Raw genomic sequence first — 24,260 nt, forward strand, 5'->3', positions numbered from 1 at the left:
GTTTATTTTGCTTTTCTCTGCTGACCCGGCGGCGTGTGTGCCGTTGTTCCGTGTCAGTGGAGGCGCATTATAGGGAGTTATTTCACAGTGACAAGAGGAAATTTAAAAAAAGTTTCCGTCCGTGTTTTTTTTCACCAATAGCGGTGAAATCAAGCTACAAATTGTTCTATTTGATGTATCTACAACCACAATCACATTCGAGGTGGCATAATTATCAGCATGAAACATTAAGGAATAAACGCGATGCCATTAAGCGCACAACAGCTGGCCGCCCAAAAAAACCTCTCCTATGTGCTGGCAGAAAAGCTGGCGCAGCGGATTTTAGCGGGAAAATATGCCCCGGGCAGCATCCTGCCGGGTGAAATGGAGTTGGGCGAGCAGTTTGGGGTGAGCCGTACCGCCGTTCGTGAAGCGGTGAAAACCCTGACGGCAAAAGGGATGGTTCTCCCGCGCCCGCGCATTGGTACGCGCGTGATGCCACAGAGTAACTGGAATTTTCTCGATCAGGAGCTGCTCTCCTGGTGGATGACCGAAGATAACTTTCATCAGGTGGTCGATCACTTCCTCGTGATGCGTAGTAGCCTTGAACCCCAGGCCTGCCTGCTTGCCGCCACGCTCGGAACAGCAGAGCAGAAAGCGCAACTTAACGCGTTGATGGAAGAGATGGTGTTCCTGAAAAAACACTTCAATCGGGAACGCTGGGTTGAGGTCGATATGGCCTGGCATGAACATATCTATATGATGAGCGCCAATCCCTTCCTGACCTCCTTTGCCTCGTTATTCCATTCGGTGTACCACACCTACTTTTCCTCTATTACACAAGACGAAGTGGTAAAGCTGGATTTGCATCAGGCGATAGTGGATGCCATTCAGGAGAACGACGGGCAGCGAGCCCTGAGTGCGTGCCAGGCATTGCTGGCCGCGCCAACCCACCAGCAGGTAGATAAATGACAAAGAAAAAAGCGCGCAGCATGGCAGGATTGCCGTGGATTGCAGCCATGGCGTTCTTTATGCAGGCACTGGATGCCACCATCCTCAACACAGCGCTTCCCGCCATTGCACAAAGCCTCAACCGCTCCCCGCTGGCAATGCAGTCCGCCATCATCAGCTATACCCTGACGGTGGCGATGCTGATCCCGGTAAGCGGCTGGCTGGCTGACCGCTTCGGTACCCGCAGAGTTTTCATGCTGGCCGTAACGCTCTTTACCCTGGGTTCGCTGGCCTGCGCGCTCTCCACATCCTTAACAGAGCTGGTTATCTTCCGCGTGTTACAGGGCATTGGCGGCGCGATGATGATGCCCGTGGCGCGCCTGGCATTGCTGCGTGCCTACCCACGCAGCGAGCTGCTTCCCGTGCTCAACTTCGTCACCATGCCGGGCCTCGTCGGCCCGATACTGGGCCCGGTACTCGGCGGCGTGTTTGTGACCTGGGCAAGCTGGCACTGGATCTTCCTGATTAATATCCCGATTGGTGTGGCAGGGCTGTTCTACGCTCGCAAATATATGCCCAACTTCACCACGCCAAGACGCAGCTTCGATATGGGCGGATTTTTCCTGTTTGGTCTAAGCCTGGTGCTGTTCTCCAGCGGGATGGAGCTGTTTGGTGAGAAAATCGTTGAAACGTGGCTGGCACTGGCCGTCATCCTCAGCGGTATTCTGCTTTTCCTTCTTTATATACGTCATGCGCGTCGCCACCCGACACCGCTTATCTCTTTATCGCTGTTTAACACCCGGACCTTCTCCGTCGGGATTGCAGGAAACATAGCTTCACGCCTGGGGACAGGATGCGTACCGTTCCTGATGCCATTGATGTTGCAGGTAGGTTTTGGCTATCCGGCCCTGATTGCCGGCTGCATGATGGCGCCCACGGCAATGGGTTCAATTCTGGCAAAATCAACCGTCACGCAGGTACTGCGCTGGTTTGGCTATCGTAAGACGCTGGTTGGCGTGACGGTCTTTATCGGCCTGATGATTGCGCAATTCTCTCTGCAATCCGCCTCTCTTCCCGTCTGGATGCTGATCCTGCCGTTGTTTGTGCTGGGCATGGCAATGTCGACGCAGTTTACGTCGATGAACACCATTACCCTTGCCGATCTGACTGACGAGAATGCCAGTAGCGGCAACAGCGTGCTGGCGGTAACACAGCAGCTGTCGATCAGTTTAGGGGTGGCGGTAAGTGCAGCAGTGCTGCGCTTTTATGAGGGTTTTGACAGCGCGAATACCGTTGAGCAGTTCCACTATACCTTTATTACGATGGGCGCACTCACGGTGGTATCGGCGCTGGTCTTTATGCTGTTAAAACCGAAAGATGGCCGAAACCTGATCAAAGAGCGCCACAAAGCAAAGGCTAAACCGAACCCCGTTCCATCAGAACAGGAGTAAGCTGCAGACGTTGCTGTTGCAGCGTGGGCTGCGCCATTCGGTGGATCAACACATCAATGGCCAGCTCACCCAGTTCATCTTTCGGCTGATGAATGGTGGTCAGCGGCGGCGTCATGTAGCGCGCCAGTTCGATATCATCGTAGCCAATGATCGCCATATCGTCCGGAACGCGTAACCCCGCCTGATACAACGCCTGATAAGCACCAAATGCCATCGCATCGTTACCGATAAATACCGCCTGCGGACGCGGATCTTGCATCAGCAATGTCTGCATCGCCTCAAAGCCGCCGTTAAATTCGAAATCACCGGTGATCCGGTAGCCGTCAGGGATGGCAAGACCCGCGCGTTCCATCGCCGAGAGATAACCTTCCAGACGCAAGCGCGCCGGGGTTTTATCCAGCGGGCCGGTAATGCAGGCGATGCGGGTATGACCTTTATCTATCAGATGCTGAGTTGCCATGTCGCCGCCCAGCAGGGAATTATCCTGAATCAGATCGCTGGTCCCATCGAACGGCGCCCAGTCCATCATCACCGTAGGAATTGAAGGGTAGCGCTGGATAATCTCTTTCGACGGTTGATGGGTTTCGGTACAGAGCAGCAATAACCCGTCGACGCGTTTTTGCATCAGCGTTTCCAGGTTACGGTTCATGCGCTGTTCGTCACCCTCGGTATTGCACAGCACCAGACTGTAGCCACGCTCGAAGCAGCTGCGCTCTACGCCGCGAACAAGTTCAGAATAAAAAGGGTTGGTACTGGCGGTGATCAGCATACCGATGGTGCGCGTCTGGTTAAGCTTAAGGCTGCGCGCCAGCGCCGACGGCGCATAGTTGAGATCTTTTACTGCGGCTTCGACTTTCTCCCGAATCGCCTCGCTAACGAAACGATCGTTATTAATAACGTGAGAGACAGTCGAAGTAGAAACGCCCGCCATGCGGGCGACATCTTTCATCGTAGCCAAACGTTACCCCTGCTGACTTAAGAATTCATCGATCTCTTTGCGCCACGGTACGGAAGGCTGTGCCCCTTTACGCGTCACCGCAATTGCGGCGGCGGCATGCGCAAAGCGGATCGCATCATCCATCACTTTGCCTTCCAGCAGCGCCGTCACCAGCGCACCGTTAAAGGTATCGCCTGCGGCAATCGTATCAATGGCTTTAACCCTGAAGCCCGGCACGCGACGCCCTTCGCCGTTTACGCTTGCCCACACCCCACGGCTGCCAAGAGTAATGATAACGGTCCCGACGCCCTTTTCATGCAACACTTTCGCCGCACGCGCGGCATCATCATCATTTTCAACACGAATGCCCGTCAGCTTTTCCGCTTCGGTTTCGTTTGGCGTAATGATGTCCACCAGCGCCAACAACTCGTCTGATAATACACAGGCTGGAGCAGGGTTAAGTACGACAGTGGTATGATTTTCATGCGCAATTTTGGCGGCAGCCAGCACGCTTTCAACCGGTGACTCCAGCTGCATCAGCAGGGCTTCGGCTCCACCGATGAGTGCTCGTTGCGCTTCTACGCGCGCCGTCGTCAGCGCAGCGTTAGCACCCGCATGAATACCGATGACATTCTCACCTTCAGCGTTGACGAAAATCAGCGCCACGCCGGTAGACTCCCCCGCAACAACGCTGACCGGCGCGATATCAATATTATCGCTGGCCAGCTGTTTACGTACGCGCTCACCGGTATCGTCATCACCCGTACAGGCGATAAACGCAATATTCGCCCCACTGCGTCCGGCGGCGACGGCCTGGTTTGCGCCCTTACCGCCAAATGCTACCTGGTACTGATTACCCGTGACGGTTTCGCCCGGTGCAGGGAATGATTCAAGGTTAAGAATGTGATCGGCATTGATACTGCCAAGGACGACGAGGTTACCTGCGGTTTTCATGGTTGGATTGTCCATCTGAGAGCGCCACCGGTGTTACCCGGTGGCGTATGCCACACTTTTCTTTATTGGTGTCCCTCAGGCAGCCAGCGACTGCCTGATTCGCCTTTTACTGCTTGATGACCAGCTTCAGGTCAACAGGGTATTTGGCCTGAACTTTTTCGCCCTTCAGCACTTTGTCGGCAGTTTGTACGCCAGTCGCGCCAATCTGCTCAGGCAGCTGAGCGATGGTCGCAGCCAGTTTGCCATCATTTACCGCTTTTTCACCATCCGGCGTACCGTCAAATCCGACAACCATCACATCAGATTTACCTGCAGTCTGCAGGGCACGCAGCGCACCCAGCGCCATCTCATCGTTCTGTGCAAACACAGCCTGCACGTCAGGATGTGCGGTCAGCAGGTTCTGCATAACGTTCAGACCTTTGGTACGGTCGAAGTCTGCTGGCTGGCTCGCCAGGACATTGAATTTGTGTGCAGCAACAGCCTGCTGGAAGCCTTCGCCACGCTCACGCGCTGCGGACGTCCCGGCAATCCCCTGCAGTTCGATGACTTTGGCGCCTTCACCGGCTTTCTTCGCAATGTAATCACCGGCGATTTTACCGCCCAGCACGTTATCAGACGCGATGTGGCTGACTACATCGCCTTTGTTCGCCTGACGGTCCAGCGTGATCACCGGAATTTTCGCCTGGTTTGCCATTTTAACGGCGTTACCTACGGCGTCAGAATCAGTTGGGTTGATCAGCAGGATTTTGGTGCCACGAACGGTTAAGTCCTGAACGTTCGCCAGCTCTTTCGCCGGGTTGTTCTGAGAATCCAGCACGACCAGGTTGTAACCCAGCTTGTCAGCTTCTTTCTGCGCACCATCCTTCAGGGAGACGAAGAACGGGTTGTTCAGGGTAGAGACAACCAGCGCGATGGTGTCTTTCGCCATGGCGTTAGCACTTACGGTTGCGCTCAGCGCGACTGCGGAAACCAGGGTAGCCAGTTTTTTCATGTTCATATCTAAGATGTCCTGTAGTGTCGTCAGTTACTGTTTTTTGTTGTCTACCAGTACCGCCAGCAAAATCACCACTGCCTTAACGATCATCTGGTAATAGGAGGAAACACCTAACAAATTCAAACCATTATTCAGGAAACCGAGGATCAGTGCGCCGATCAATGTCCCAACAATGCGACCTTTACCGCCCGCCAGACTCGTACCGCCCAGAACCACCGCCGCGATGGCATCCAGTTCATAGCCCGTACCCGCCGTTGGCTGCGCAGAAGAAAGACGCGCCACTTCGATGATGCCCGCCAGAGAGGCCAGCAGGCCGCACAGGGAGTAAACGATAATTTTGACTTTATTGACGCTAATACCGGACAGACGCGTTGCCGCTTCGTTACCGCCCAGCGCATAAATGTAACGACCCAGACGAGTGTGATGCAGCATGTACCACGCCGCCAGGAAGACGATAGCCATGATCCAGACCGGCGTCGGGACGCCCAGCGGACGGCCAATACCGAACCAGCCAAAAAGATCGGCATTATCCGTAAATCCGGTATTGACCGGGCTACCGTTGGTGTAGACCATGGTCACACCACGCAGCAGCAGCATCATGACCAGCGTGGCGATAAACGCCTGAACACGCCCTTTTGCCACGATTACGCCGGTTACAGCGCCAATCGCCGCGCCTGCTGCCAGTGCAGCGGCAACCGCCACCAGCGCGTTGACTTCAATCCCGACAAGCGAAGCGGCGATCGCACCGGTGAGCGCCAGCAGGGAACCGACGGACAGATCGATACCCGAGGTCAAAATCACCAGCGTCATCCCGACCGCCATAATGGCGTTCACAGACGTCTGCTGCAGAATGTTGAAGAGGTTATTAACGGTGAAGAAATTCGGGCTCATGGTCGACACAATCGCGATCAGCACCAGCAGGGCAATCAGCGATTTTTGTTCCATCAACCATGCCTTTGTGAAATAGCGGCGACCAGAAACAGCCTGGGTAGTCATCTTCTTACTCCTGATTCACGCGATTAAGCTTGCCCACAGCGGCAGCCATCAGAACTTCCTGGGTGGCCTGCTCGCGAGTGAATTCACCGCCGAGATGCCCTTCATGCATGACGATAATGCGATCGCTCATGCCTAATACTTCTGGCATCTCGGAAGAGACCAGAATGATGCTCAGCCCGTCGGCCTTGAACTGGTTAATCAGCTGATAGATCTCTTTCTTTGCGCCCACGTCTACGCCGCGGGTTGGCTCGTCGAGGATCAAGACTTTCGGGCGCGTCATCAGCCCGCGGGCAATCGCCACTTTCTGCTGATTACCACCGGACAACAGGCCAATCGCCTGCTCCATTGACGGCGTTTTGACGTTAAAAAGACGGATAAAATCACTGACCGCCTGCTGCTCGTCTTTATGCTTAAGGCTGCCGCCGCTGCGGCTGAAATAGCGCAGCGCGGTAAGCGACATGTTCTCTTTTACCGACATGCCCAGCACTAAACCGTCGCGCTTGCGGTCTTCAGAGATATAGACGATACCGTTCGCCAGACCATCCTGCGGAGAGCGCGTCACCACTTCATGACCGTCGAGGGTGACATAACCGCTGATGCGCGGCAGTGCGCCGTAGAGCACTTTCATCAGTTCGGTACGTCCCGCGCCCATCAGACCCGCGACACCGAGGATCTCACCCTGGCGCAGGGTAAAGGTCACATCGTGAACGCCCGGACCGCAGAGGTTATCCACCTTCAGGCGGATCTCACCCGGTGCTTTATCCAGACGCGGATACTGATCTTCCAGCTTACGTCCCACCATCATTTCGATGAGCGTATCTTCGGTCAGCGTCGCCACTTCGCGCTCGGCAATAAACTGCCCGTCGCGGAAGACGGTGACGTCATCGCAAATCTCGAAGATCTCTTTCATGCGGTGAGAAATATAGACAATCCCACGACCCTGCGATTTCAGCTCGCGGATAACGCGGAACAGGGATTCGGTTTCGGTATCAGTGAGAGCGTCGGTCGGCTCATCCATGATGATGACTTTGGATTCAAAGCTCAGCACCTTCGCGATTTCCACCATCTGCTGATCGCCGATGGAGAGCTCGCCTACCAGACGGTCGCTCTTAAAGCGCAGGTTCAGCTTCGCGAGCAGCTTGTCCGCTTCGGCGTACATGGTTTTCCAGTCGATTTTGCCAAACCGGTTCACAAACTCACGGCCGAGGAAGATGTTCTCCGCAATGGTGAGCTGCGGGATCAGGTTTAGCTCCTGGTGGATGATACCGATACCCGCTTCCTGAGAAGATTTCGGGCCGTTAAAGGTGGTCTCTTTACCCAGCCAGAGCAGCGAACCGGCATCACGTTGGTAAATCCCGGTCAGCACTTTCATCATGGTGGATTTGCCCGCACCGTTTTCGCCCACCAGCGCCATCACGCGACCGGAGTAGACATTCAGCGCCGCACCGGAGAGGGCTTTTACGCCCGGGAACGATTTATCGATCCCCTTGAGTTGCAGTAATGCGTCCATGATGGCCTCAGAAGGTGACGCCAGCACAGAGAATGATATTCGCATACGGGGAACACTCCCCGCTGCGAATCACCGCCTGACTGTCTGCGGTTTGTTGTTTGAACTGCTCGTGCGTTGTGTAACGAATTTCTATGGTGTTTCCCTGGTGTTGCTGCAGTTGCTCAATAAACTTAAGCAACGTTTCGTGGAGCTGCGGATTATGTTGTTTGATTTCCGCCGCGAGAATGGCCGCCTCAACCTGCATCTCCGACGTCACCACATCCAGTACCTGCATAAACGAAGGAACTCCCTGCGTTAACGCCATATCAATACGGGTTGTGCTGCGCGGAACCGGTAAGCCTGCATCGCAAACCACCAGCGTATCGGTATGCCCAAGACGGGAAATGACCGATGAGATTTCTGAGTTGAGAACTGTGCCTTTCTTCATTTTCTGCTCCACTAGCGAAACGTTTCGCTAAAAAGAGTGTAGCCGCAAGAGTGTTCAGAAAACCATCATGGCGTAACAGATTTGTGATCAACGTCGAAACGTTTCGCTAAGTGAAATAGAGGGGAGGTAAATGCAAAACGGTAACCGTCAGGTTACCGTTTTTTATGTTTGCGCCCTCTCCCTGTGGGAGAGGGTCGGGGTGAGGGCATCAGCCCGCAGAAGGACTTAAATCTCGACCTGCGTTCCAAGCTCAATCACGCGGTTAGGCGGGATCTCAAACTGGTCAGGCGCACGCAGAGCGTTACGCTGCAGGATAAGATAAAGCTTACCGCGCAGGCGCAGATACCAGGGACGCTTGCCGATAATCAGCGACTCGTGCGACATAAAGAACGACGTCTCCATCATCCGGCAGCTTAGCCCTTCAAGACCGCAGCGGTGGAACACCTCTTCCACATTTGGCGTTTCGCGCCAGCCGTAACTCGCCACCACGCGCCAGAATGTCGGGGACAGCTGCTCGATTTGCACGCGACGCACGTTGTGAACGTACGGCGCATCTTCGGTACGCAACGTCAGCAGGATCACGCGCTCGTGCAGAACCTTGTTGTGCTTGAGGTTATGCATCAGCGCGAACGGGATGACGTTCAGGGCACGAGACATATACACCGCCGTTCCCGGCACGCGCACCGGCGGGGATTTCTCCAGGGAAGCGATCATCGCCTCCAGAGAGTTACCGTGCTCATGCATACGACGCAGCAGACGGAAGCGCTCGCTCTTCCACGTGGTCATCACGATGAACATCACCAGACCCAGCGTCAGCGGCAGCCAGCCGCCGGAGACAATCTTGTCGAGGTTAGCAGAGAACAACGGCACGTCGATGCACAGGAAGCCCACCAGAATCATTGCCACAAGGAATTTATTCCAGTGCCAGTTTCGGTACGCCACGGTAGTGGAAAGAAGCGATGTCAGCACCATCGTACCGGTTACCGCAATACCGTACGCCGCCGCCAGGTTACTGGAGTGCTCAAAGCTCACGATAACAATCACAACCGCGAAATAGAGCAGCCAGTTAACGAACGGAATGTAGATCTGACCCGACTCCATCTCTGAAGTATGGATGATGCGCATTGGCGAGAGATACCCCAGACGCACGGCCTGGCGCGTCAGAGAGAACACCCCCGAAATCACCGCCTGAGAAGCAATGACGGTAGCCAGCGTCGCCAGAATCAGCATCGGTACCAGCGCCCAGTCAGGCGCCAGCAGGAAGAACGGGTTCTTAATCGCTTCCGGGTTCTTGAGCAGCAGCGCGCCCTGACCGAAGTAGTTCAGCACCAGCGACGGCAGCACCACAATAAACCATGCCACGCGGATAGGCAGTTTCCCGAAGTGCCCCATATCGGCATACAACGCCTCAACGCCAGTGATGGAGAGCACGACCGCGCCAAGCGCCACGAAGGAGACAACTTTATATTCAAGGAAGAAATGCACGGCCCAGTAAGGATTCAGGGCATGCAGCACTTCAGGGTTAGCAATAATGCTGCGCAAACCGAGGGCCGCGAGGATCAGGAACCAGGCCAGCATAATCGGCGCAAACAGTTTACCCACCAGCCCGGTACCGTGCTTCTGGATCGCAAACAGCAGCGTTAATACGATTATCGCCAGCGGAACCACCCACGTATCGAGCTGTGGCGCAATAATCTCCAGGCCCTCTATCGCCGAGAGGACCGAAATGGCGGGTGTGATAACCACCTCTCCGTAGAAGAAACTGCCGCCGATCAGGCCGATAATCACCAGCACGGACGTCATTCTGGCGGAGGTGTTGCGCCCGGCAAGGGACATCAGGGTCAGGATCCCGCCTTCGCCCGCGTTATCTGCACGCATAACGAAGGAGAGATATTTAACAGAAACAACCAGGATCAGCAGCCAGAAGATGAGTGACAAGAAGCCAAACACGGCATCACGCTCAACACCAAAGCCAAACTGGCCGGACAGACATTCACGAAGCGTATAAAGCGGGCTGGTACCGATATCACCGTAGACAACCCCGATCGCAGCAAGCGTTATTGCGGGTAATGATTGCTTATTATCAGTGCTCATAGACTAGTCTTTTCGTTTAAATAACAAATGTGTTCCCGGTCCCTTGGCCCACAAAAAGCGCACAGTATGCACGATTCGTTGCAAAATCGAACCCCTAAATGCAACCGCATTAATGTAGCGCAAAGAAAATTGCGCCGCACTTCAGCCTATTACCAGCTCTGACTGAAACGTCTATACTCGCTTCAATTGGCCGCCACGACGGCGAAAGGATGCAAAACTATTATGGCTCACTCACATTTATTAGCAGAAAGAATTTCCCGCCTCAGCAGTGCGCTAGAGAAAGGCCTTTTCGAGCGTAGCCACGCCATTCGCCTTTGCTTACTGGCAGCGTTGAGCGGTGAAAGCGTGTTTCTGCTGGGTCCGCCGGGCATTGCCAAAAGCCTGATCGCACGCCGCCTGAAGTTCGCTTTTCAGAATGCTCGCGCCTTTGAATATCTCATGACGCGCTTTTCCACCCCCGAAGAGGTTTTCGGTCCGCTCTCTATTCAAGCCCTCAAAGACGAGGGGCGTTATGAGCGTCTGACGGCGGGTTATCTTCCGGAAGCAGAAATTGTCTTTCTCGATGAGATCTGGAAAGCCGGCCCGGCAATCCTGAACACCCTGCTCACGGCGATTAACGAACGCCGGTTTCGCAACGGGGCCAGCGAAGAGAAAATCCCCATGCGTCTGCTGGTGGCCGCGTCAAACGAACTGCCCGAAGCCGACAGCAGCCTGGAAGCGCTGTATGACCGTATGCTGATCCGCCTGTGGCTCGATAAAGTCCAGGACAAGTCAAACTTCCGCTCTATGCTGGTCAGCCAGCAGGATGAGAACGAAAACCCGGTGGCGGCTTCTTTGCAGGTGACGGACGAGGAGTATTACCAGTGGCAGGAAGAGATCGGCAAAATCAAACTGCCCGATGCCGTTTTTGAACTGATCTTCATGCTGCGCCAGCAGCTTGATTTACTTCCTTCCGCACCGTATGTCTCGGACCGTCGCTGGAAAAAGGCGATTCGTCTGCTCCAGGCAAGCGCCCTGTTCAGCGGTCGTGATGCCGTCGCGCCCATCGATCTGATCCTGCTGAAAGACTGCCTCTGGCACGACGCAGAAGGCATGAACCTGATGCAGCAGCAGCTGGACGTATTGATGACCGGACACGCATGGGGGCAGCAGGCGATGCTCAACCAGCTGGGGGCGATTACTCAACGCCGCATCCAGCTCCAACAGCAGCAAAGTGATAAAACGGCGCTGAAAGTCAATCGTCTGGGCGGTATGTTCGCCCGCAAACCGCATTACGAACTCCCCGCCGATCTGACCGGTACGACGCTAACGCTGCTGCTCCAGCAGCCGCTCAAACTGCATGATATGCAGGTGGTACACATTACGGTTGAGCGCGAGGCGCTATCTCAGTGGCTCGACAAAGGCGGTGAGATCCGCGGAAAACTCAACGGCATCGGTTTCGCGCAGCCGCTCACGATGGAAGTGGACAGCAGCCAGCACCTGGTGATCCGCGACGTCAGCCTGCAGGGCTCGCGTCTTGCGCTTCCTGGCACCGCTTCTGACAGCGTGCCGGAAGAGATCAAACAGCAGCTGGACGCCCTGGATACCGAATGGCACCAGCAGCACACCCGCTTTAGCGAGCAGCAAAAATGCCTCTTTATTCATAGCGACTGGTTAGGTCGCATCGAAGCCAGCCTGCAGGATGTCAGCGCGCAGATCAAACAGGCGCGTCAATGCTAACGCTGGACACGCTCAACGTGATGCTGGCGGTCAGCGAGGAAGGGTTGATCGAGGAGGTGGTGATTACCCTTCTGGCGTCGCCGCAGCTGGCGGCGTTTTTTGAAAAATTCCCGAAGCTCAAAAAGGCGATGACCGACGATCTTCCGCGCTGGCGAGATAATCTGCGACAGCGATTCAAAGAGACTGAAGTTCCGCCGGAACTGACGGAGGAAGTCGCGGCCTATCAACAGTGTCAACGGCTCTCCACGACGCAGTTTATCGTCCAGCTCCCACAAACCCTGGCAGTACTCGATAACGTCCACTCTCCGTTTGCCAGCCAGGCCCGGGCGCTGGTCACGGATAACGCCACCTTTACCCCCGCACTGCATACTCTCTTTTTACAACGCTGGCGCCTCAGTCTGGTGGTTCAGGCCACAACGTTAAACCAGCAGTTGCTGGATGAAGAACGTGAACAGCTGCTCAGTGAAGTTCAGGAACGCATGACCTTAAGCGGTCAGCTTGAGCAGGTGCTGGTGGAAAATGAAAACGCCGCAGGACGTCTCTGGGACATGAGTGCCGGTCAGCTCAAACGCGGAGATTACCAGTTGATCGTCAAATACGGCGATTTTCTGGCGCAGCAGCCGGAATTGATGAAGCTTGCTGAACAGCTGGGGCGCTCAAGGGAAGCAAAATCAGTTCCAAAGAAGGATGCCCCGATGGAAACCTTCCGCACCCTGGTGCGTGAACCGGCAACCGTGCCAGAACAGGTCGACGGGCTCCAGCAGAGCGATGACATTCTGCGCCTGCTGCCCACCGAACTGAGCACGCTGGGAATGACCGAGCTGGAGTATGAGTTCTACCGTCGGCTGGTGGAAAAACAGCTTCTTACCTACCGGCTGCACGGCGAAGCGTGGCGCGAGAAACTTAGCCAGCGTCCGGTCGTCCATCAGGATTTTGATGAACAGCCGCGCGGGCCGTTTATTGTTTGTGTGGATACGTCCGGTTCGATGGGCGGATTTAACGAACAGTGTGCAAAAGCGTTTTGCCTGGCACTGATGCGCGTGGCGCTCGCCGACCGCCGTCGCTGCTTCATCATGCTCTTCTCCAGCGAAGTCGTGGGTTATGAGCTGACGAACCAGCAGGGAATAGAGCAGGCAATCCGTTTTTTAAGCCAGCGTTTTCGCGGGGGCACTGACCTGGCCAGCTGCTTTCGCAGCATCGTTGAGCGGATGCAGGGGGGTGACTGGTACGACGCCGATGCGGTCGTCATTTCCGATTTTATAGCCCAGCGACTGCCGGATGATGTGGTTAATAAAGTGAAGGAGTTACAGCGGGTGCATCAGCACCGTTTTCACGCCGTCGCGATGTCCGCTCATGGAAAACCCGGCATCATGCGCATCTTCGATCATATCTGGCGCTTTGATACCGGGTTGCGTAGCCGCCTGCTCAGACGCTGGCAGCGATAATTAAAGAAGAGATCCCACGCTGTCACGCACCTGCTGCGGCCAGACGCCACACTGTACCTGACCAATATGCGGCAGTTGCAGCAGCAGCATGGTCAGACGGGACTGGCCGATCCCTCCCCCGATGGTCTGCGGCATTTCGCCGCGCAGCAACGCCTGGTGCCACTCTAATTTGAGACGATCTTCGTCACCGGTCACCGCCAGCTGGCGTTTCAGCGCGTCGGCATCCACGCGGATCCCCATAGAGGAGAGCTCAAATGCATCTTCCAGTACCGGGTTCCAGACCAGGATATCGCCGTTCAGCCCGGCATAGTCGTGCTCCCCCGCGGTGCTCCAGTCATCATAATCCGGCGCACGGACGTCGTGGCGTTTGCCATCAGAGAGTTTGCCGCCAATGCCGATCAGGAATACTGCACCCAACTCTTTCGCGATCGCACGTTCACGGCCTTTGGCATCAAGATCCGGGAAACGGCTCAACAGTGCCTGGCTATGAACAAAGTGGATCGTGTCCGGCAGGAACGGTGCCAGACCAAACTCTTTGCTCACGGCCGCTTCAGTCGCTTTGATCCCGGCGTAGATCGCCTCAACGGTGGATTTCAGCGTGCCAAGGTGACGCTCGCCATCACCCATCACGCGCTCCCAGTCCCACTGGTCAACGTAAACAGAGTGAATAGGTGAAAGGCGGTCTTCATCGGGGCGAAGGGCTTTCATGTGCGTGTAAAGCCCTTCGCCCGCGCTGAAGTCGTGTTGTCCCAGGGTTTGACGCTTCCACTTCGCCAGGGAATGAACCACTTCGAACTGGGCATCTGGCAGTGTTTTCACTTTCACCTGTACCGCTTTTTCGCATCCAGACAAGTTATCCTGCGTCCCGTCGCCCACCCGGCTCAGAATCGGTGCCTGAACCTCAATCAGCCCAAGCTTCTCTTCCAGCTGGCGGGAAAAATGGGATTTAACGAAACTGATCTGGCGTTGTTTTGCGATGTAAGCGGTTTTCATTATTTATACTCCTGCGTCCTGTTGGTAATGATTAAGCAACAGAACCGGCACTTAATTCAATAACTCAACAACAAAAAGCCGACTTCACTTTTGAATCGATAAAATATGAGGCTAGAATAGAAAGAATCATCAATCTTCATAAGAAAAAGCTATGGAAAATTATCAGATCGACAATCTCGACCGCGGCATACTCGAGGCGTTAATGGCCAATGCCCGTACCGCCTACGCCGAACTGGCGAAACAGTTTGGCGTCAGCCCGGGAACCATTCACGTTCGCGTAGAGAAAATGAAGCAGGCGGGGATCATTACCGGCGCGCACATTGACGTCAGCCCGAAGCAGCTGGGTTACGACGTCTGCTGCTTTATCGGCATCATTCTTAAAAGCGCAAAAGACTATCCTTCCGCCCTGGCCAGGCTCAATGCGCTGGATGAGGTCACCGAGGCGTACTACACCACGGGGCACTACAGTATCTTTATAAAAGTGATGTGCCGATCCATCGATGCCCTCCAGCAGGTACTTATCAACAAGATCCAAACAATTGATGAAATTCAGTCCACCGAGACACTGATCTCCCTGCAAAACCCGATCATGCGTACCATCCGCCCATGATCGGGCAAATTCATTCCCTCATTTTCCACAGGTAGATCCCAGCTCGTTCACAGCGTACAATATCTCCCTCTTTATCTGAGCGAGCGATCAATGGCGGACATTACCCTTATCAGCGGCAGCACCCTCGGTGGTGCGGAATATGTAGCGGAACATCTGGCTGAGAAGCTGGAAGATGCGGGCTTTTCAACACAAACCCTGCACGGACCGCTGCTTGAAGATCTCCCGACTGACGGGGTCTGGCTGCTGATCACCTCCACGCATGGCGCGGGCGATCTGCCGGATAACCTGCAACCTTTATATGACGAACTGCAGGAACAGCAGCCTGACCTCTCAAAGGTCCGTTTTGGCGCTGTGGGGATCGGCAGTCGTGAATATGACACCTTTTGCGGGGCAATAGAGAAAGTCGAAGCTGTTGTCACCTCTTGCGGAGCAAAACAGCTGGGTGAAACACTCAAGATCAACATCCTCGATCATGATATTCCGGAGGATCCGGCCGAGATCTGGTTGGGTGAATGGAAAAATTTACTCAAAAACGATTAAAGATCGCGCGATTAGATGTGGATAACTCTGGTTAAAAGCTCGTATTAACCCGTAGTTATCCAAAGAACAACTGTTGTATCGTTTTTAGCCTGTGTATAAAGTCGCGTTCTGATCCCAGCTTATACGGTCCAGGATCACCGATCATTCACAGCAAACGATCCTTCCTAACTGCATGATCTTATTTGCCGGATCGGACTTATCCACACAAGTACGCGATCCTAATAAGAGATCACAATAGAACAGATCTCTAAATAAAAAGATCTTCTTTTTAATAGCCCAGGATCCCAATGCTTTCTCGAAAGACTAAAGTTGAGTAGAATCCACGGCCCGGGCTTCAATCCATTTTCATACCGCTTTACGCGAGGCAGACCACCATGTTTTATCAGGATCCTTTTGACGTCATCATCATTGGCGGGGGTCACGCAGGCACTGAGGCCGCAATGGCCGCAGCGCATATGGGTCAACAGACCCTGCTTTTGACACACAATATCGACACGCTGGGACAAATGTCCTGTAATCCGGCGATTGGCGGCATTGGGAAAGGACACCTGGTAAAAGAAGTGGATGCGCTTGGCGGCCTGATGGCGAAAGCGATCGATCATGCAGGCATCCAGTTTAGGATACTAAACGCGAGTAAAGGGCCGGCAGTGCGTGCCACTCGTGCACAGGCAGACCGCGTGCTTTATCGTCAGGCCGTACGTACCGCGCTGGAGAACCAGCCAAACCTGATGATCTTCCAGCAGGCGGTAGAAGATCTTATCGTTGAGAACGATCGCGTCGTGGGTGCAGTGACCCAGATGGGCCTTAAATTCCGCGCCAAAGCGGTGGTACTGACCGTCGGCACCTTCCTGGACGGGAAAATTCATATTGGTCTGGATAACTACAGCGGTGGCCGTGCAGGCGATCCGCCATCCATTCCGCTCTCTCGTCGTCTGCGTGAACTGCCACTGCGCGTAAGCCGCCTGAAGACTGGCACGCCGCCACGTATTGACGCGCGTACCATTGATTTCAGCGTGCTTGCGCAACAGCACGGTGATAACCCGATGCCGGTCTTCTCGTTCATGGGCAATGCGGCGCAACATCCGCAGCAGGTACCGTGCTACATCACGCATACCAACGAAAAAACCCATGACGTGATCCGCAATAACCTCGATCGCAGCCCAATGTACGCCGGTGTGATCGAAGGGATCGGTCCGCGTTACTGCCCGTCGATCGAAGACAAAGTGATGCGCTTTGCCGATCGTAACCAGCACCAGATCTTCCTGGAGCCGGAAGGGCTGACCTCAAACGAAATTTATCCGAATGGTATCTCCACCAGCCTGCCGTTCGATGTGCAGATGCAGATTGTTCGCTCAATGCAGGGCATGGAGAATGCGAAAATCGTTCGCCCTGGCTACGCTATTGAGTACGATTTCTTCGACCCGCGTGACCTGAAGCCAACCCTGGAGAGCAAATTCATCCACGGTCTGTTCTTCGCGGGCCAGATTAACGGCACCACCGGTTACGAAGAAGCGGCTGCACAGGGTCTGCTGGCCGGTTTGAACGCTGCCCGTTTCTCTGCCGAAAAAGAGGGCTGGGCCCCGGCGCGTTCTCAGGCCTATCTGGGCGTACTGGTTGACGATCTCTGCACCCTGGGCACCAAAGAACCGTACCGTATGTTTACCTCTCGTGCGGAATATCGCCTGATGCTGCGCGAAGATAACGCCGACCTGCGTCTGACTGAAATGGGCCGCGAGCTGGGTCTGGTCGATGACGAACGCTGGGCACGCTTTAACGAGAAGCTGGAGCGCATTGAACAGGAACGTCAGCGTCTGAAAACCACGTGGGTTAATCCACAGGCGGAAACCGCTGCCGAAGTGAACGCTCACTTAACTGCGCCGCTCTCACGTGAAGCCAGCGGTGAAGATCTGCTGCGTCGTCCCGAAGTGACCTATGAGAATCTGGTGAAACTCACCGCGTTCGCCCCGGGTCTTGAAGATGCCGAAGCCGCTGAACAGGTCGAAATTCAGGTGAAGTACGAAGGCTATATCGCGCGCCAACAGGATGAGATTGAAAAACAGCAGCGTAACGAAAACACGTTGCTGCCGGAAATGCTGGACTACCGTCAGGTGACGGGGCTTTCCAACGAAGTGATCGCTAAGCTGAACGATCATAAACCGGTATCCATCGGCCAGGCATCACGTATCTCTGGCGTTACGCCCGCCGCGATTTCGATTCTGCTGGTGTGGTTGAAGAAACAGGGTATGCTGCGCCGCAGCGCGTAATGCCCAGAACATTGCCCGGTGGCGATGCGCTTACCGGGCCTACTGAACCCGTAGGGCGGGTAAGCGAAGCGCCACCCGCCACCTAAGTTTTCCAACAGGTATTCACCGTGCTCAACAAACTCTCTCGTCTGCTGGATCAGGCAGGTATTTCGCTCACCGATCACCAGAAAAACCAGCTGGTGGCCTATGTCGATATGCTGAACAAATGGAACAAAGCGTACAACCTGACGTCGGTACGCGACCCCAACGAGATGCTGGTACGCCATATTCTCGATAGCATCGTTGTGGCACCGTATCTGAAGGGGGAGCGTTTTATCGACGTTGGCACGGGGCCCGGTCTGCCAGGGGTTCCGCTGTCGATTGTCCGGCCTGAAAGTCATTTCACGCTGCTGGACAGCCTCGGTAAGCGCGTGCGCTTTTTACGACAGGTTCAGCATGAGCTGAAGCTTGAGAACATCACGCCCGTTCAAAGCAGGGTAGAGGCGTTTCCGGCAGAACCGCCGTTTGACGGTGTTATCAGCCGCGCCTTTGCTTCACTCAATGACATGGTGAGCTGGTGTAAACATTTGCCCGCAGAAGAGAAAGGGCGTTTCTATGCGCTGAAAGGGCAACTGCCGGGTGATGAAATTGAACAGCTTCCGGACGGTTTTGCCGTTGAATCCATCGAGAAATTAAACATTCCTCAGCTCGACGGTGAACGTCATCTGGTGATAATTAAGCCAAACAATTTTTAAAAAATTAATAAAAAATGTGGAATTTGTGCTGTTCTGGTGATGTTAAAAAACAGCACAACTCACATGGATTTACCCGTTAGCATTTAACCTCTTTTTTACCATGGTTTTTCTTATGGTTAACGTTGCGCCTATTATTCACCGTGAAGATAGTCAACTATGAAAATATCAGTCTGCTAAAAGTGGAAGACTGTAATCAGAGTGTGATGTTAATTATTTATTAAGAATGTCAATAAAAGGTTTTTATTGTGTACGGGGCTGTTTTGAAAATAGTTGCGATATTTTATCTTTGATTTCAGAAAGATACTCCTGTGCGATTTACGGCTTTGATAAATACAACCTTATCGCAAATGTGTGTTTTGTGATCTCGTGCACGCTTTGTAGTCAACGTTTTCGCGCTGTTTGCAGTTTTGCTCGAAGGTCGATGCTTTCAGCGAAAGTTGAAAAATAGCGGTGGGGAAAAATATTTAAACATTTATTCACCTTTTCGCTACTTAATGTTTGAAATCACGGGTACGCACCGTATAATTTGTCCGCTTTTTGATGCTTGACTCTGAGCCTTAAAGGACGTTTTATACGACACGCGGCATACCTCGAAGGGAGCAGGAGTAAAAACGTGATGTCTGTGTCGCTCTTGAGTAGAAACGTTGCTCGTAAGCTTCTGTTCATTCAGTTTCTGGCTGTGATAGCAAGTGGACTGCTGTTTAGCCTCAAAGACCCCTTCTGGGGCATCTCCGCCGTGTGCGGGGGTTTGGCAGTTGTGCTGCCAAACGTGTTGTTTATGATTTTTGCCTGGCGTCATCAGGCGCATACACCCGCCAAAGGCCGCGTGGCCTGGTCCTTCGCTCTTGGCGAAGTGTGTAAGGTGTTGCTGACCTTTGCTCTACTGGTGATGGCGCTGGCGGTTTTGAAAGTGGTCTTCATGCCGCTGATAGCAACGTGGGTTTTGGTGCTGGTGGTACAAGTTCTGGCTCCAGCTGTAATCAATAACAAAGGGTAAAAGGCATCATGGCTTCAGAAAATATGACGCCGCAGGATTACATAGGTCACCATCTGAATAACCTTCAGCTGGACCTGCGTACATTCTCGCTGGTGGATCCGCATAACCCCCCGGCCACCTTCTGGACGATCAACATCGACTCCATGTTCTTCTCGGTGGTATTGGGTCTTCTGTTCCTGGCCATGTTCCGCAGCGTTGCTAAAAAGGCGACCAGCGGTGTTCCAGGGAAATTCCAGACATTCGTTGAAATGATCATCGGCTTCGTCCATGGCAGCGTGAAAGACATGTACCATGGTAAGAGCAAGCTGATTGCTCCGCTGGCCTTGACCGTGTTCGTTTGGGTCTTCCTGATGAACCTGATGGACCTGCTGCCAATTGACCTGCTGCCGTTCATCGGCGAGCACATCTTCGGCCTGCCTGCGCTGCGTGTTGTACCGTCTGCGGACGTGAACATCACTCTGTCGATGGCGCTGGGCGTGTTTATCCTGATTCTTTTCTACAGCATCAAAATGAAAGGCGTAAGCGGCTTTGTGAAAGAGCTTACCTTGCAGCCGTTCAACCACTGGGCGTTTATTCCGGTCAACCTGATCCTGGAAGGCGTTAGCCTGCTGTCCAAACCTGTTTCACTGGGTCTGCGACTGTTCGGCAACATGTATGCGGGTGAGCTGATTTTCATTCTGATCGCGGGTCTTCTGCCGTGGTGGTCACAGTGGATTCTGAATGTGCCATGGGCCATTTTCCACATCCTGATCATTACGCTGCAAGCCTTTATCTTCATGGTTCTGACGATCGTCTATCTGTCGATGGCGTCTGAAGAGCACTGATTTTTTACCAACACTACTACGTTTTAATTGAAACAAACTGGAGACTGTCATGGAAAACCTGAATATGGATCTGCTGTACATGGCTGCCGCTGTGATGATGGGTCTGGCGGCTATCGGTGCTGCGATCGGTATCGGCATCCTCGGGGGCAAATTCCTGGAAGGCGCAGCGCGTCAACCTGATCTGATTCCTCTGCTGCGTACTCAGTTCTTTATCGTTATGGGTCTGGTGGATGCTATCCCAATGATCGCTGTAGGTCTGGGTCTGTACGTGATGTTTGCTGTCGCGTAGTAGTTGTTTTAAAACCCCAAGCCACAGAAATTTAAGAGGTATTGTGCTGTGAACATGAACGCAACAATCCTCGGCCAGGCCATCGCGTTTATTCTCTTTGTCTGGTTCTGCATGAAGTATGTATGGCCGCCTTTAATGGCTGCCATCGAAAAACGTCAGAAAGAAATTGCTGACGGTCTGGCTTCTGCAGAACGCGCTAAGAAAGATTTGGACCTTGCACAGGCCAACGCGACAGACCAGCTGAAAAAAGCGAAAGCGGAAGCTCAGGTCATCATCGAACAGGCTAACAAACGCCGTTCGCAGATCCTGGACGAAGCCAAAGCTGAAGCAGAACAGGAACGTACTAAGATCGTGACACAGGCTCAGGCTGAAATTGAAGCTGAGCGTAAACGTGCTCGTGAAGAACTGCGTAAGCAGGTTGCGATTCTGGCTGTTGCTGGCGCCGAGAAGATCATCGAACGTTCCGTGGATGAAGCTGCTAACAGCGACATCGTGGACAAACTTGTCGCTGAACTGTAAGGAGGGAGGGGCTGATGTCTGAATTTGTTACGGTAGCTCGCCCCTACGCCAAAGCAGCTTTTGACTTTGCTATCGAACACCAAAATGTCGATCGCTGGCAGAATATGCTGGCGTTTGCCGCTGAGGTGACGAAAAACGAACAAATGGCCGAGTTGCTTTCCGGTGCGTTAGCGCCTGAAACTCTCGCCGCGTCGTTTATCGCCGTGTGCGGAGAGCAACTGGATGCCAACGGCCAGAACCTGATTAAGGTGATGGCAGAAAATGGTCGTCTCCGTGTGCTCCCGGATGTTCTCGAGCAGTTTGAGCACTTACGTGCCCTTAGTGAAGCAACAGCTGAAGTCGAAGTGACTTCAGCGACTGAACTGAGTGATGAACAGCTTGCGAAAATCACCGCCGCGATGGAAAAACGTCTGTCACGCAAAGTTAAGCTGAATTGCAAAATCGATAAGTCTGTAATGGCAGGCGTAATCATCCGCTCGGGTGATATGGTCATTGATGGCAGCGTACGCGGCCGTCTTGAACGCCTTGCAGACGTCTTGCAGTCTTAAGGGGACTGGAGCATGCAACTGAATTCCACCGAAATCAGCGAACTGATCAAGCAGCGCATTGCTCAGTTCAATGTTGTGAGCGAAGCTCACAATGAAGGTACTATTGTTTCTGTAAGTGACGGTGTTATCCGCATCCACGGCCTGGCCGATTGTATGCAGGGTGAGATGATTTCCCTGCCGGGTAACCGTTACGCTATCGCACTGAACCTGGAGCGCGACTCCGTAGGTGCGGTTGTGATGGGTCCATACGCTGACCTCGCCGAAGGCATGAAGGTTAAGTGTACTGGCCGTATTCTGGAAGTGCCGGTTGGCCGTGGCCTGCTGGGCCGCGTTGTTAACACCCTGGGTGCGCCAATCGACGGTAAAGGTCCGGTTGAGCACGATGGCTTCTCTCCAATCGAAGTTATCGCACCAGGCGTTATCGATCGTCAGTCCGTCGATCAGCCTGTTCAGACAGGCTATAAGTCTGTTGACGCCATGATCCCAATCGGTCGTGGTCAGCGTGAACTGATCATCGGTGACCGTCAGACCGGTAAAACCGCGATGGCAATCGACGCCATCATCAACCAGCGTGACTCCGGCATCAAATGTGTGTACGTGGCTATCGGCCAGAAAGCGTCCACCATTTCTAACGTGGTTCGTAAACTGGAAGAGCACGGCGCGCTGTCTAACACCATCGTGGTTGTGGCTACCGCTTCTGAATCTGCTGCACTGCAATACCTGGCGCCATACGCGGGTTGCGCAATGGGCGAATACTTCCGTGACCGCGGTGAAGATGCACTGATCGTATACGATGACCTGTCTAAACAGGCTGTTGCTTATCGTCAGGTTTCCCTGCTGCTCCGTCGTCCACCAGGACGTGAAGCATTCCCGGGCGACGTATTCTACCTCCACTCTCGTCTGCTGGAGCGTGCTTCCCGCGTTAACGCGGAATACGTCGAGAACTTCACCAAAGGTGAAGTGAAGGGTAAAACGGGCTCTCTGACCGCACTGCCGATCATTGAAACCCAGGCGGGTGACGTTTCTGCGTTCGTTCCGACCAACGTAATCTCCATTACCGATGGTCAGATCTTCCTGGAAACCAACCTGTTTAACTCCGGTATTCGTCCGGCGGTTAACCCGGGTATCTCCGTATCCCGTGTTGGTGGTGCTGCTCAGACCAAGATCATCAAGAAACTGTCCGGGGGTATCCGTACCGCGCTGGCACAGTATCGTGAACTGGCTGCGTTCTCTCAGTTCGCATCCGATCTGGACGAAGCAACCCGTAAACAGCTGAGCCACGGTCAGAAAGTGACCGAGCTGCTGAAGCAGAAACAGTACGCACCAATGTCTGTTGCTCAGCAGGGCCTGGTACTGTTCGCGGCTGAACGCGGTTACCTCGAAGATGTGGAACTGGCGAAAATCGGTAGCTTCGAAGCCGCTCTGCTGGCTTACGTCGACCGTGATCACGCTCCGCTGATGCAAGAGATCAACCAGACCGGTGGCTATAACGACGAAATCGAAGGCAAGCTGAAAGCTATCCTCGATTCCTTCAAAGCAACCCAATCCTGGTAATCGTCCGGCGGCTTGTCTCAGGACAAGCCGCCTGGCATTGAGGAGAAGCTCATGGCCGGCGCAAAAGAGATACGTAGTAAGATCGCAAGCGTCCAGAACACGCAAAAGATCACTAAAGCGATGGAGATGGTCGCCGCTTCCAAAATGCGTAAATCGCAGGATCGCATGGCGGCCAGCCGTCCTTATGCAGAGACCATGCGCAAAGTGATTGGTCACCTTGCAAACGGTAATCTGGAATACAAGCACCCTTACCTGGAAGAACGCGACGTTAAGCGCGTGGGCTACCTGGTGGTGTCGACTGACCGTGGTCTGTGTGGCGGCTTGAACATTAACCTGTTCAAAAAACTGCTGGCGGATATGAAAGGCTGGTCCGATAAAGGCGTTCAGTGCGATCTGGCACTGATTGGCTCTAAAGGCGTCTCTTTCTTTAACTCCGTTGGTGGCAACATTGTCGCTCAGGTGACCGGTATGGGTGATAACCCGTCCCTGTCCGAACTGATCGGCCCGGTTAAAGTGATGTTGCAGGCCTATGATGAAGGCCGTCTGGACAGACTGTACGTTGTCAGCAACAAATTTATTAACACCATGTCTCAGGTGCCTACGATCACTCAGATGCTGCCTTTACCGGCATCAGAAGATGACGAGTTGAAGCAGAAAGCCTGGGATTACCTGTATGAACCCGATCCGAAACCGCTGCTGGATACCCTGCTGCGTCGTTACGTTGAATCTCAGGTTTATCAGGGCGTTGTAGAAAACCTGGCCAGCGAGCAGGCCGCACGAATGGTGGCGATGAAAGCCGCGACCGATAATGGCGGCAGCCTGATTAAAGAGCTGCAGTTGGTTTACAACAAAGCTCGTCAGGCCAGCATTACTCAGGAACTCACCGAGATTGTCTCGGGAGCCGCCGCGGTTTAACCAGGTTTACGAATTA

Annotated in this window: 23 protein-coding genes; 15 read left to right on the forward strand and 8 right to left on the reverse strand. The window is 53.9% G+C overall.

What is annotated here, in order from left to right:
* Positions 1 to 243 precede the first annotated feature (243 nt).
* A complete protein-coding gene (locus L383_RS05600; protein ID WP_023331645.1) occupies positions 244 to 951 on the forward strand; it encodes a FadR/GntR family transcriptional regulator in 708 nt (235 codons plus the stop codon).
* Entirely contained in the window at positions 948 to 2,381 is a 1,434-nt protein-coding gene (gene mdtD / locus L383_RS05595; RefSeq protein ID WP_023331646.1) for a multidrug transporter subunit MdtD, read from the forward strand. The genes L383_RS05600 and mdtD overlap by 4 nt, the downstream gene beginning before the upstream one ends.
* Here mdtD and rbsR read toward each other — a convergent pair.
* The 7 genes from rbsR to kup all read right to left on the reverse strand — a co-directional run bounded on the left by rbsR (position 2,347) and on the right by kup (position 10,293).
* Positions 2,347 to 3,339 carry a ribose operon transcriptional repressor RbsR gene (gene rbsR / locus L383_RS05590; RefSeq protein ID WP_074146943.1) on the reverse strand — a complete coding sequence of 331 codons (993 nt, stop codon included), beginning with the start codon at positions 3,337 to 3,339 and terminating at the stop codon, positions 2,347 to 2,349. The genes mdtD and rbsR overlap by 35 nt on opposite strands.
* Before the next feature lie 3 nt (positions 3,340 to 3,342).
* Positions 3,343 to 4,272 (reverse strand): ribokinase, encoded by a 930-nt coding sequence (gene rbsK, locus L383_RS05585; protein WP_023331648.1) that lies wholly within the window; start codon positions 4,270 to 4,272, stop codon positions 3,343 to 3,345.
* A 106-nt stretch (positions 4,273 to 4,378) separates the two neighbouring features.
* A complete protein-coding gene (gene rbsB, locus L383_RS05580; RefSeq protein WP_014881871.1) occupies positions 4,379 to 5,269 on the reverse strand; it encodes a ribose ABC transporter substrate-binding protein RbsB in 891 nt (296 codons plus the stop codon).
* A 27-nt stretch (positions 5,270 to 5,296) separates the two neighbouring features.
* Positions 5,297 to 6,262: a ribose ABC transporter permease gene (rbsC, locus tag L383_RS05575; protein WP_014881872.1), complete on the reverse strand. Its 966-nt coding sequence runs from the start codon at positions 6,260 to 6,262 to the stop codon at positions 5,297 to 5,299.
* A 4-nt stretch (positions 6,263 to 6,266) separates the two neighbouring features.
* Positions 6,267 to 7,772, reverse strand: coding sequence for a ribose ABC transporter ATP-binding protein RbsA (rbsA, locus tag L383_RS05570; protein ID WP_023331649.1), 1,506 nt, complete (start codon positions 7,770 to 7,772; stop codon positions 6,267 to 6,269).
* Between the two features lie 7 nt (positions 7,773 to 7,779).
* On the reverse strand, positions 7,780 to 8,199 hold the full coding sequence (gene rbsD / locus L383_RS05565; RefSeq protein ID WP_014881874.1) for a D-ribose pyranase: 420 nt from the start codon (positions 8,197 to 8,199) through the stop codon (positions 7,780 to 7,782).
* Positions 8,200 to 8,424: 225 nt separating this feature from the next.
* Positions 8,425 to 10,293, reverse strand: coding sequence for a low affinity potassium transporter Kup (gene kup, locus L383_RS05560; RefSeq protein ID WP_014881875.1), 1,869 nt, complete (start codon positions 10,291 to 10,293; stop codon positions 8,425 to 8,427).
* Positions 10,294 to 10,515: 222 nt separating this feature from the next.
* On the opposite strand from kup, the gene ravA reads away from it, so the two are divergent.
* Both ravA and viaA read left to right on the forward strand, forming a co-directional pair.
* Positions 10,516 to 12,012 carry an ATPase RavA gene (ravA, locus tag L383_RS05555; RefSeq protein WP_023331650.1) on the forward strand — a complete coding sequence of 499 codons (1,497 nt, stop codon included), beginning with the start codon at positions 10,516 to 10,518 and terminating at the stop codon, positions 12,010 to 12,012.
* Positions 12,006 to 13,457, forward strand: coding sequence for an ATPase RavA stimulator ViaA (gene viaA, locus L383_RS05550; RefSeq protein ID WP_023331651.1), 1,452 nt, complete (start codon positions 12,006 to 12,008; stop codon positions 13,455 to 13,457). Before ravA ends, viaA begins: the two co-directional genes overlap by 7 nt.
* On the opposite strand, the gene asnA is transcribed toward viaA, so the two are convergent.
* A complete protein-coding gene (asnA, locus tag L383_RS05545) occupies positions 13,458 to 14,450 on the reverse strand; it encodes an aspartate--ammonia ligase (protein WP_023331652.1) in 993 nt (330 codons plus the stop codon).
* Positions 14,451 to 14,601: 151 nt separating this feature from the next.
* On the opposite strand from asnA, the gene asnC reads away from it, so the two are divergent.
* The 11 genes from asnC to atpG all read left to right on the forward strand — a co-directional run bounded on the left by asnC (position 14,602) and on the right by atpG (position 24,244).
* On the forward strand, positions 14,602 to 15,060 hold the full coding sequence (gene asnC, locus L383_RS05540; RefSeq protein WP_023331653.1) for a transcriptional regulator AsnC: 459 nt from the start codon (positions 14,602 to 14,604) through the stop codon (positions 15,058 to 15,060).
* Between the two features lie 90 nt (positions 15,061 to 15,150).
* Positions 15,151 to 15,600 carry an FMN-binding protein MioC gene (mioC, locus tag L383_RS05535; protein WP_023331654.1) on the forward strand — a complete coding sequence of 150 codons (450 nt, stop codon included), beginning with the start codon at positions 15,151 to 15,153 and terminating at the stop codon, positions 15,598 to 15,600.
* Between the two features lie 374 nt (positions 15,601 to 15,974).
* Positions 15,975 to 17,864 (forward strand): tRNA uridine-5-carboxymethylaminomethyl(34) synthesis enzyme MnmG, encoded by a 1,890-nt coding sequence (gene mnmG, locus L383_RS05530; RefSeq protein ID WP_023331655.1) that lies wholly within the window; start codon positions 15,975 to 15,977, stop codon positions 17,862 to 17,864.
* Positions 17,865 to 17,971: 107 nt separating this feature from the next.
* Positions 17,972 to 18,598, forward strand: a complete 627-nt coding sequence (gene rsmG, locus L383_RS05525; RefSeq protein WP_014881881.1) for a 16S rRNA (guanine(527)-N(7))-methyltransferase RsmG — start codon at positions 17,972 to 17,974, stop codon at positions 18,596 to 18,598.
* 616 nt (positions 18,599 to 19,214) lie between these two features.
* Positions 19,215 to 19,595 (forward strand): F0F1 ATP synthase subunit I, encoded by a 381-nt coding sequence (gene atpI, locus L383_RS05520; RefSeq protein WP_008500194.1) that lies wholly within the window; start codon positions 19,215 to 19,217, stop codon positions 19,593 to 19,595.
* 8 nt (positions 19,596 to 19,603) lie between these two features.
* A complete protein-coding gene (atpB, locus tag L383_RS05515) occupies positions 19,604 to 20,419 on the forward strand; it encodes a F0F1 ATP synthase subunit A (RefSeq protein WP_014881883.1) in 816 nt (271 codons plus the stop codon).
* A 49-nt stretch (positions 20,420 to 20,468) separates the two neighbouring features.
* On the forward strand, positions 20,469 to 20,708 hold the full coding sequence (gene atpE / locus L383_RS05510; RefSeq protein ID WP_000429386.1) for a F0F1 ATP synthase subunit C: 240 nt from the start codon (positions 20,469 to 20,471) through the stop codon (positions 20,706 to 20,708).
* Between the two features lie 48 nt (positions 20,709 to 20,756).
* A complete protein-coding gene (gene atpF, locus L383_RS05505; protein WP_003862370.1) occupies positions 20,757 to 21,227 on the forward strand; it encodes a F0F1 ATP synthase subunit B in 471 nt (156 codons plus the stop codon).
* Between the two features lie 14 nt (positions 21,228 to 21,241).
* On the forward strand, positions 21,242 to 21,775 hold the full coding sequence (atpH, locus tag L383_RS05500; RefSeq protein WP_008500192.1) for a F0F1 ATP synthase subunit delta: 534 nt from the start codon (positions 21,242 to 21,244) through the stop codon (positions 21,773 to 21,775).
* 12 nt (positions 21,776 to 21,787) lie between these two features.
* Positions 21,788 to 23,329 (forward strand): F0F1 ATP synthase subunit alpha, encoded by a 1,542-nt coding sequence (gene atpA / locus L383_RS05495; RefSeq protein ID WP_003862367.1) that lies wholly within the window; start codon positions 21,788 to 21,790, stop codon positions 23,327 to 23,329.
* 51 nt (positions 23,330 to 23,380) lie between these two features.
* Positions 23,381 to 24,244 carry a F0F1 ATP synthase subunit gamma gene (gene atpG / locus L383_RS05490; RefSeq protein ID WP_014881884.1) on the forward strand — a complete coding sequence of 288 codons (864 nt, stop codon included), beginning with the start codon at positions 23,381 to 23,383 and terminating at the stop codon, positions 24,242 to 24,244.
* Positions 24,245 to 24,260 lie beyond the last annotated feature (16 nt).

Origin of the sequence: Enterobacter sp. MGH 37 (assembly GCF_000534515.1) — a bacterium.
GTDB lineage: Bacteria > Pseudomonadota > Gammaproteobacteria > Enterobacterales > Enterobacteriaceae > Enterobacter > Enterobacter kobei.

What these genes read in the sequence shown, in the direction of transcription:
- rbsD (WP_014881874.1), bottom strand. Translation starts at nt 8,199, where the DNA reads ATGAAGAAAGGCACAGTTCTCAACTCAGAAATCTCATCGGTCATTTCC.
- rbsB (WP_014881871.1), bottom strand. Translation starts at nt 5,269, where the DNA reads ATGAACATGAAAAAACTGGCTACCCTGGTTTCCGCAGTCGCGCTGAGC.
- rbsC (WP_014881872.1), bottom strand. Translation starts at nt 6,262, where the DNA reads ATGACTACCCAGGCTGTTTCTGGTCGCCGCTATTTCACAAAGGCATGG.
- atpI (WP_008500194.1), top strand. Translation starts at nt 19,215, where the DNA reads ATGTCTGTGTCGCTCTTGAGTAGAAACGTTGCTCGTAAGCTTCTGTTC.
- kup (WP_014881875.1), bottom strand. Translation starts at nt 10,293, where the DNA reads ATGAGCACTGATAATAAGCAATCATTACCCGCAATAACGCTTGCTGCG.
- asnA (WP_023331652.1), bottom strand. Translation starts at nt 14,450, where the DNA reads ATGAAAACCGCTTACATCGCAAAACAACGCCAGATCAGTTTCGTTAAA.
- rbsA (WP_023331649.1), bottom strand. Translation starts at nt 7,772, where the DNA reads ATGGACGCATTACTGCAACTCAAGGGGATCGATAAATCGTTCCCGGGC.
- atpA (WP_003862367.1), top strand. Translation starts at nt 21,788, where the DNA reads ATGCAACTGAATTCCACCGAAATCAGCGAACTGATCAAGCAGCGCATT.
- atpB (WP_014881883.1), top strand. Translation starts at nt 19,604, where the DNA reads ATGGCTTCAGAAAATATGACGCCGCAGGATTACATAGGTCACCATCTG.
- viaA (WP_023331651.1), top strand. Translation starts at nt 12,006, where the DNA reads ATGCTAACGCTGGACACGCTCAACGTGATGCTGGCGGTCAGCGAGGAA.
- atpE (WP_000429386.1), top strand. Translation starts at nt 20,469, where the DNA reads ATGGAAAACCTGAATATGGATCTGCTGTACATGGCTGCCGCTGTGATG.
- rbsK (WP_023331648.1), bottom strand. Translation starts at nt 4,272, where the DNA reads ATGAAAACCGCAGGTAACCTCGTCGTCCTTGGCAGTATCAATGCCGAT.
- L383_RS05600 (WP_023331645.1), top strand. Translation starts at nt 244, where the DNA reads ATGCCATTAAGCGCACAACAGCTGGCCGCCCAAAAAAACCTCTCCTAT.
- mioC (WP_023331654.1), top strand. Translation starts at nt 15,151, where the DNA reads ATGGCGGACATTACCCTTATCAGCGGCAGCACCCTCGGTGGTGCGGAA.
- atpH (WP_008500192.1), top strand. Translation starts at nt 21,242, where the DNA reads ATGTCTGAATTTGTTACGGTAGCTCGCCCCTACGCCAAAGCAGCTTTT.
- atpG (WP_014881884.1), top strand. Translation starts at nt 23,381, where the DNA reads ATGGCCGGCGCAAAAGAGATACGTAGTAAGATCGCAAGCGTCCAGAAC.
- mnmG (WP_023331655.1), top strand. Translation starts at nt 15,975, where the DNA reads ATGTTTTATCAGGATCCTTTTGACGTCATCATCATTGGCGGGGGTCAC.
- ravA (WP_023331650.1), top strand. Translation starts at nt 10,516, where the DNA reads ATGGCTCACTCACATTTATTAGCAGAAAGAATTTCCCGCCTCAGCAGT.
- mdtD (WP_023331646.1), top strand. Translation starts at nt 948, where the DNA reads ATGACAAAGAAAAAAGCGCGCAGCATGGCAGGATTGCCGTGGATTGCA.
- asnC (WP_023331653.1), top strand. Translation starts at nt 14,602, where the DNA reads ATGGAAAATTATCAGATCGACAATCTCGACCGCGGCATACTCGAGGCG.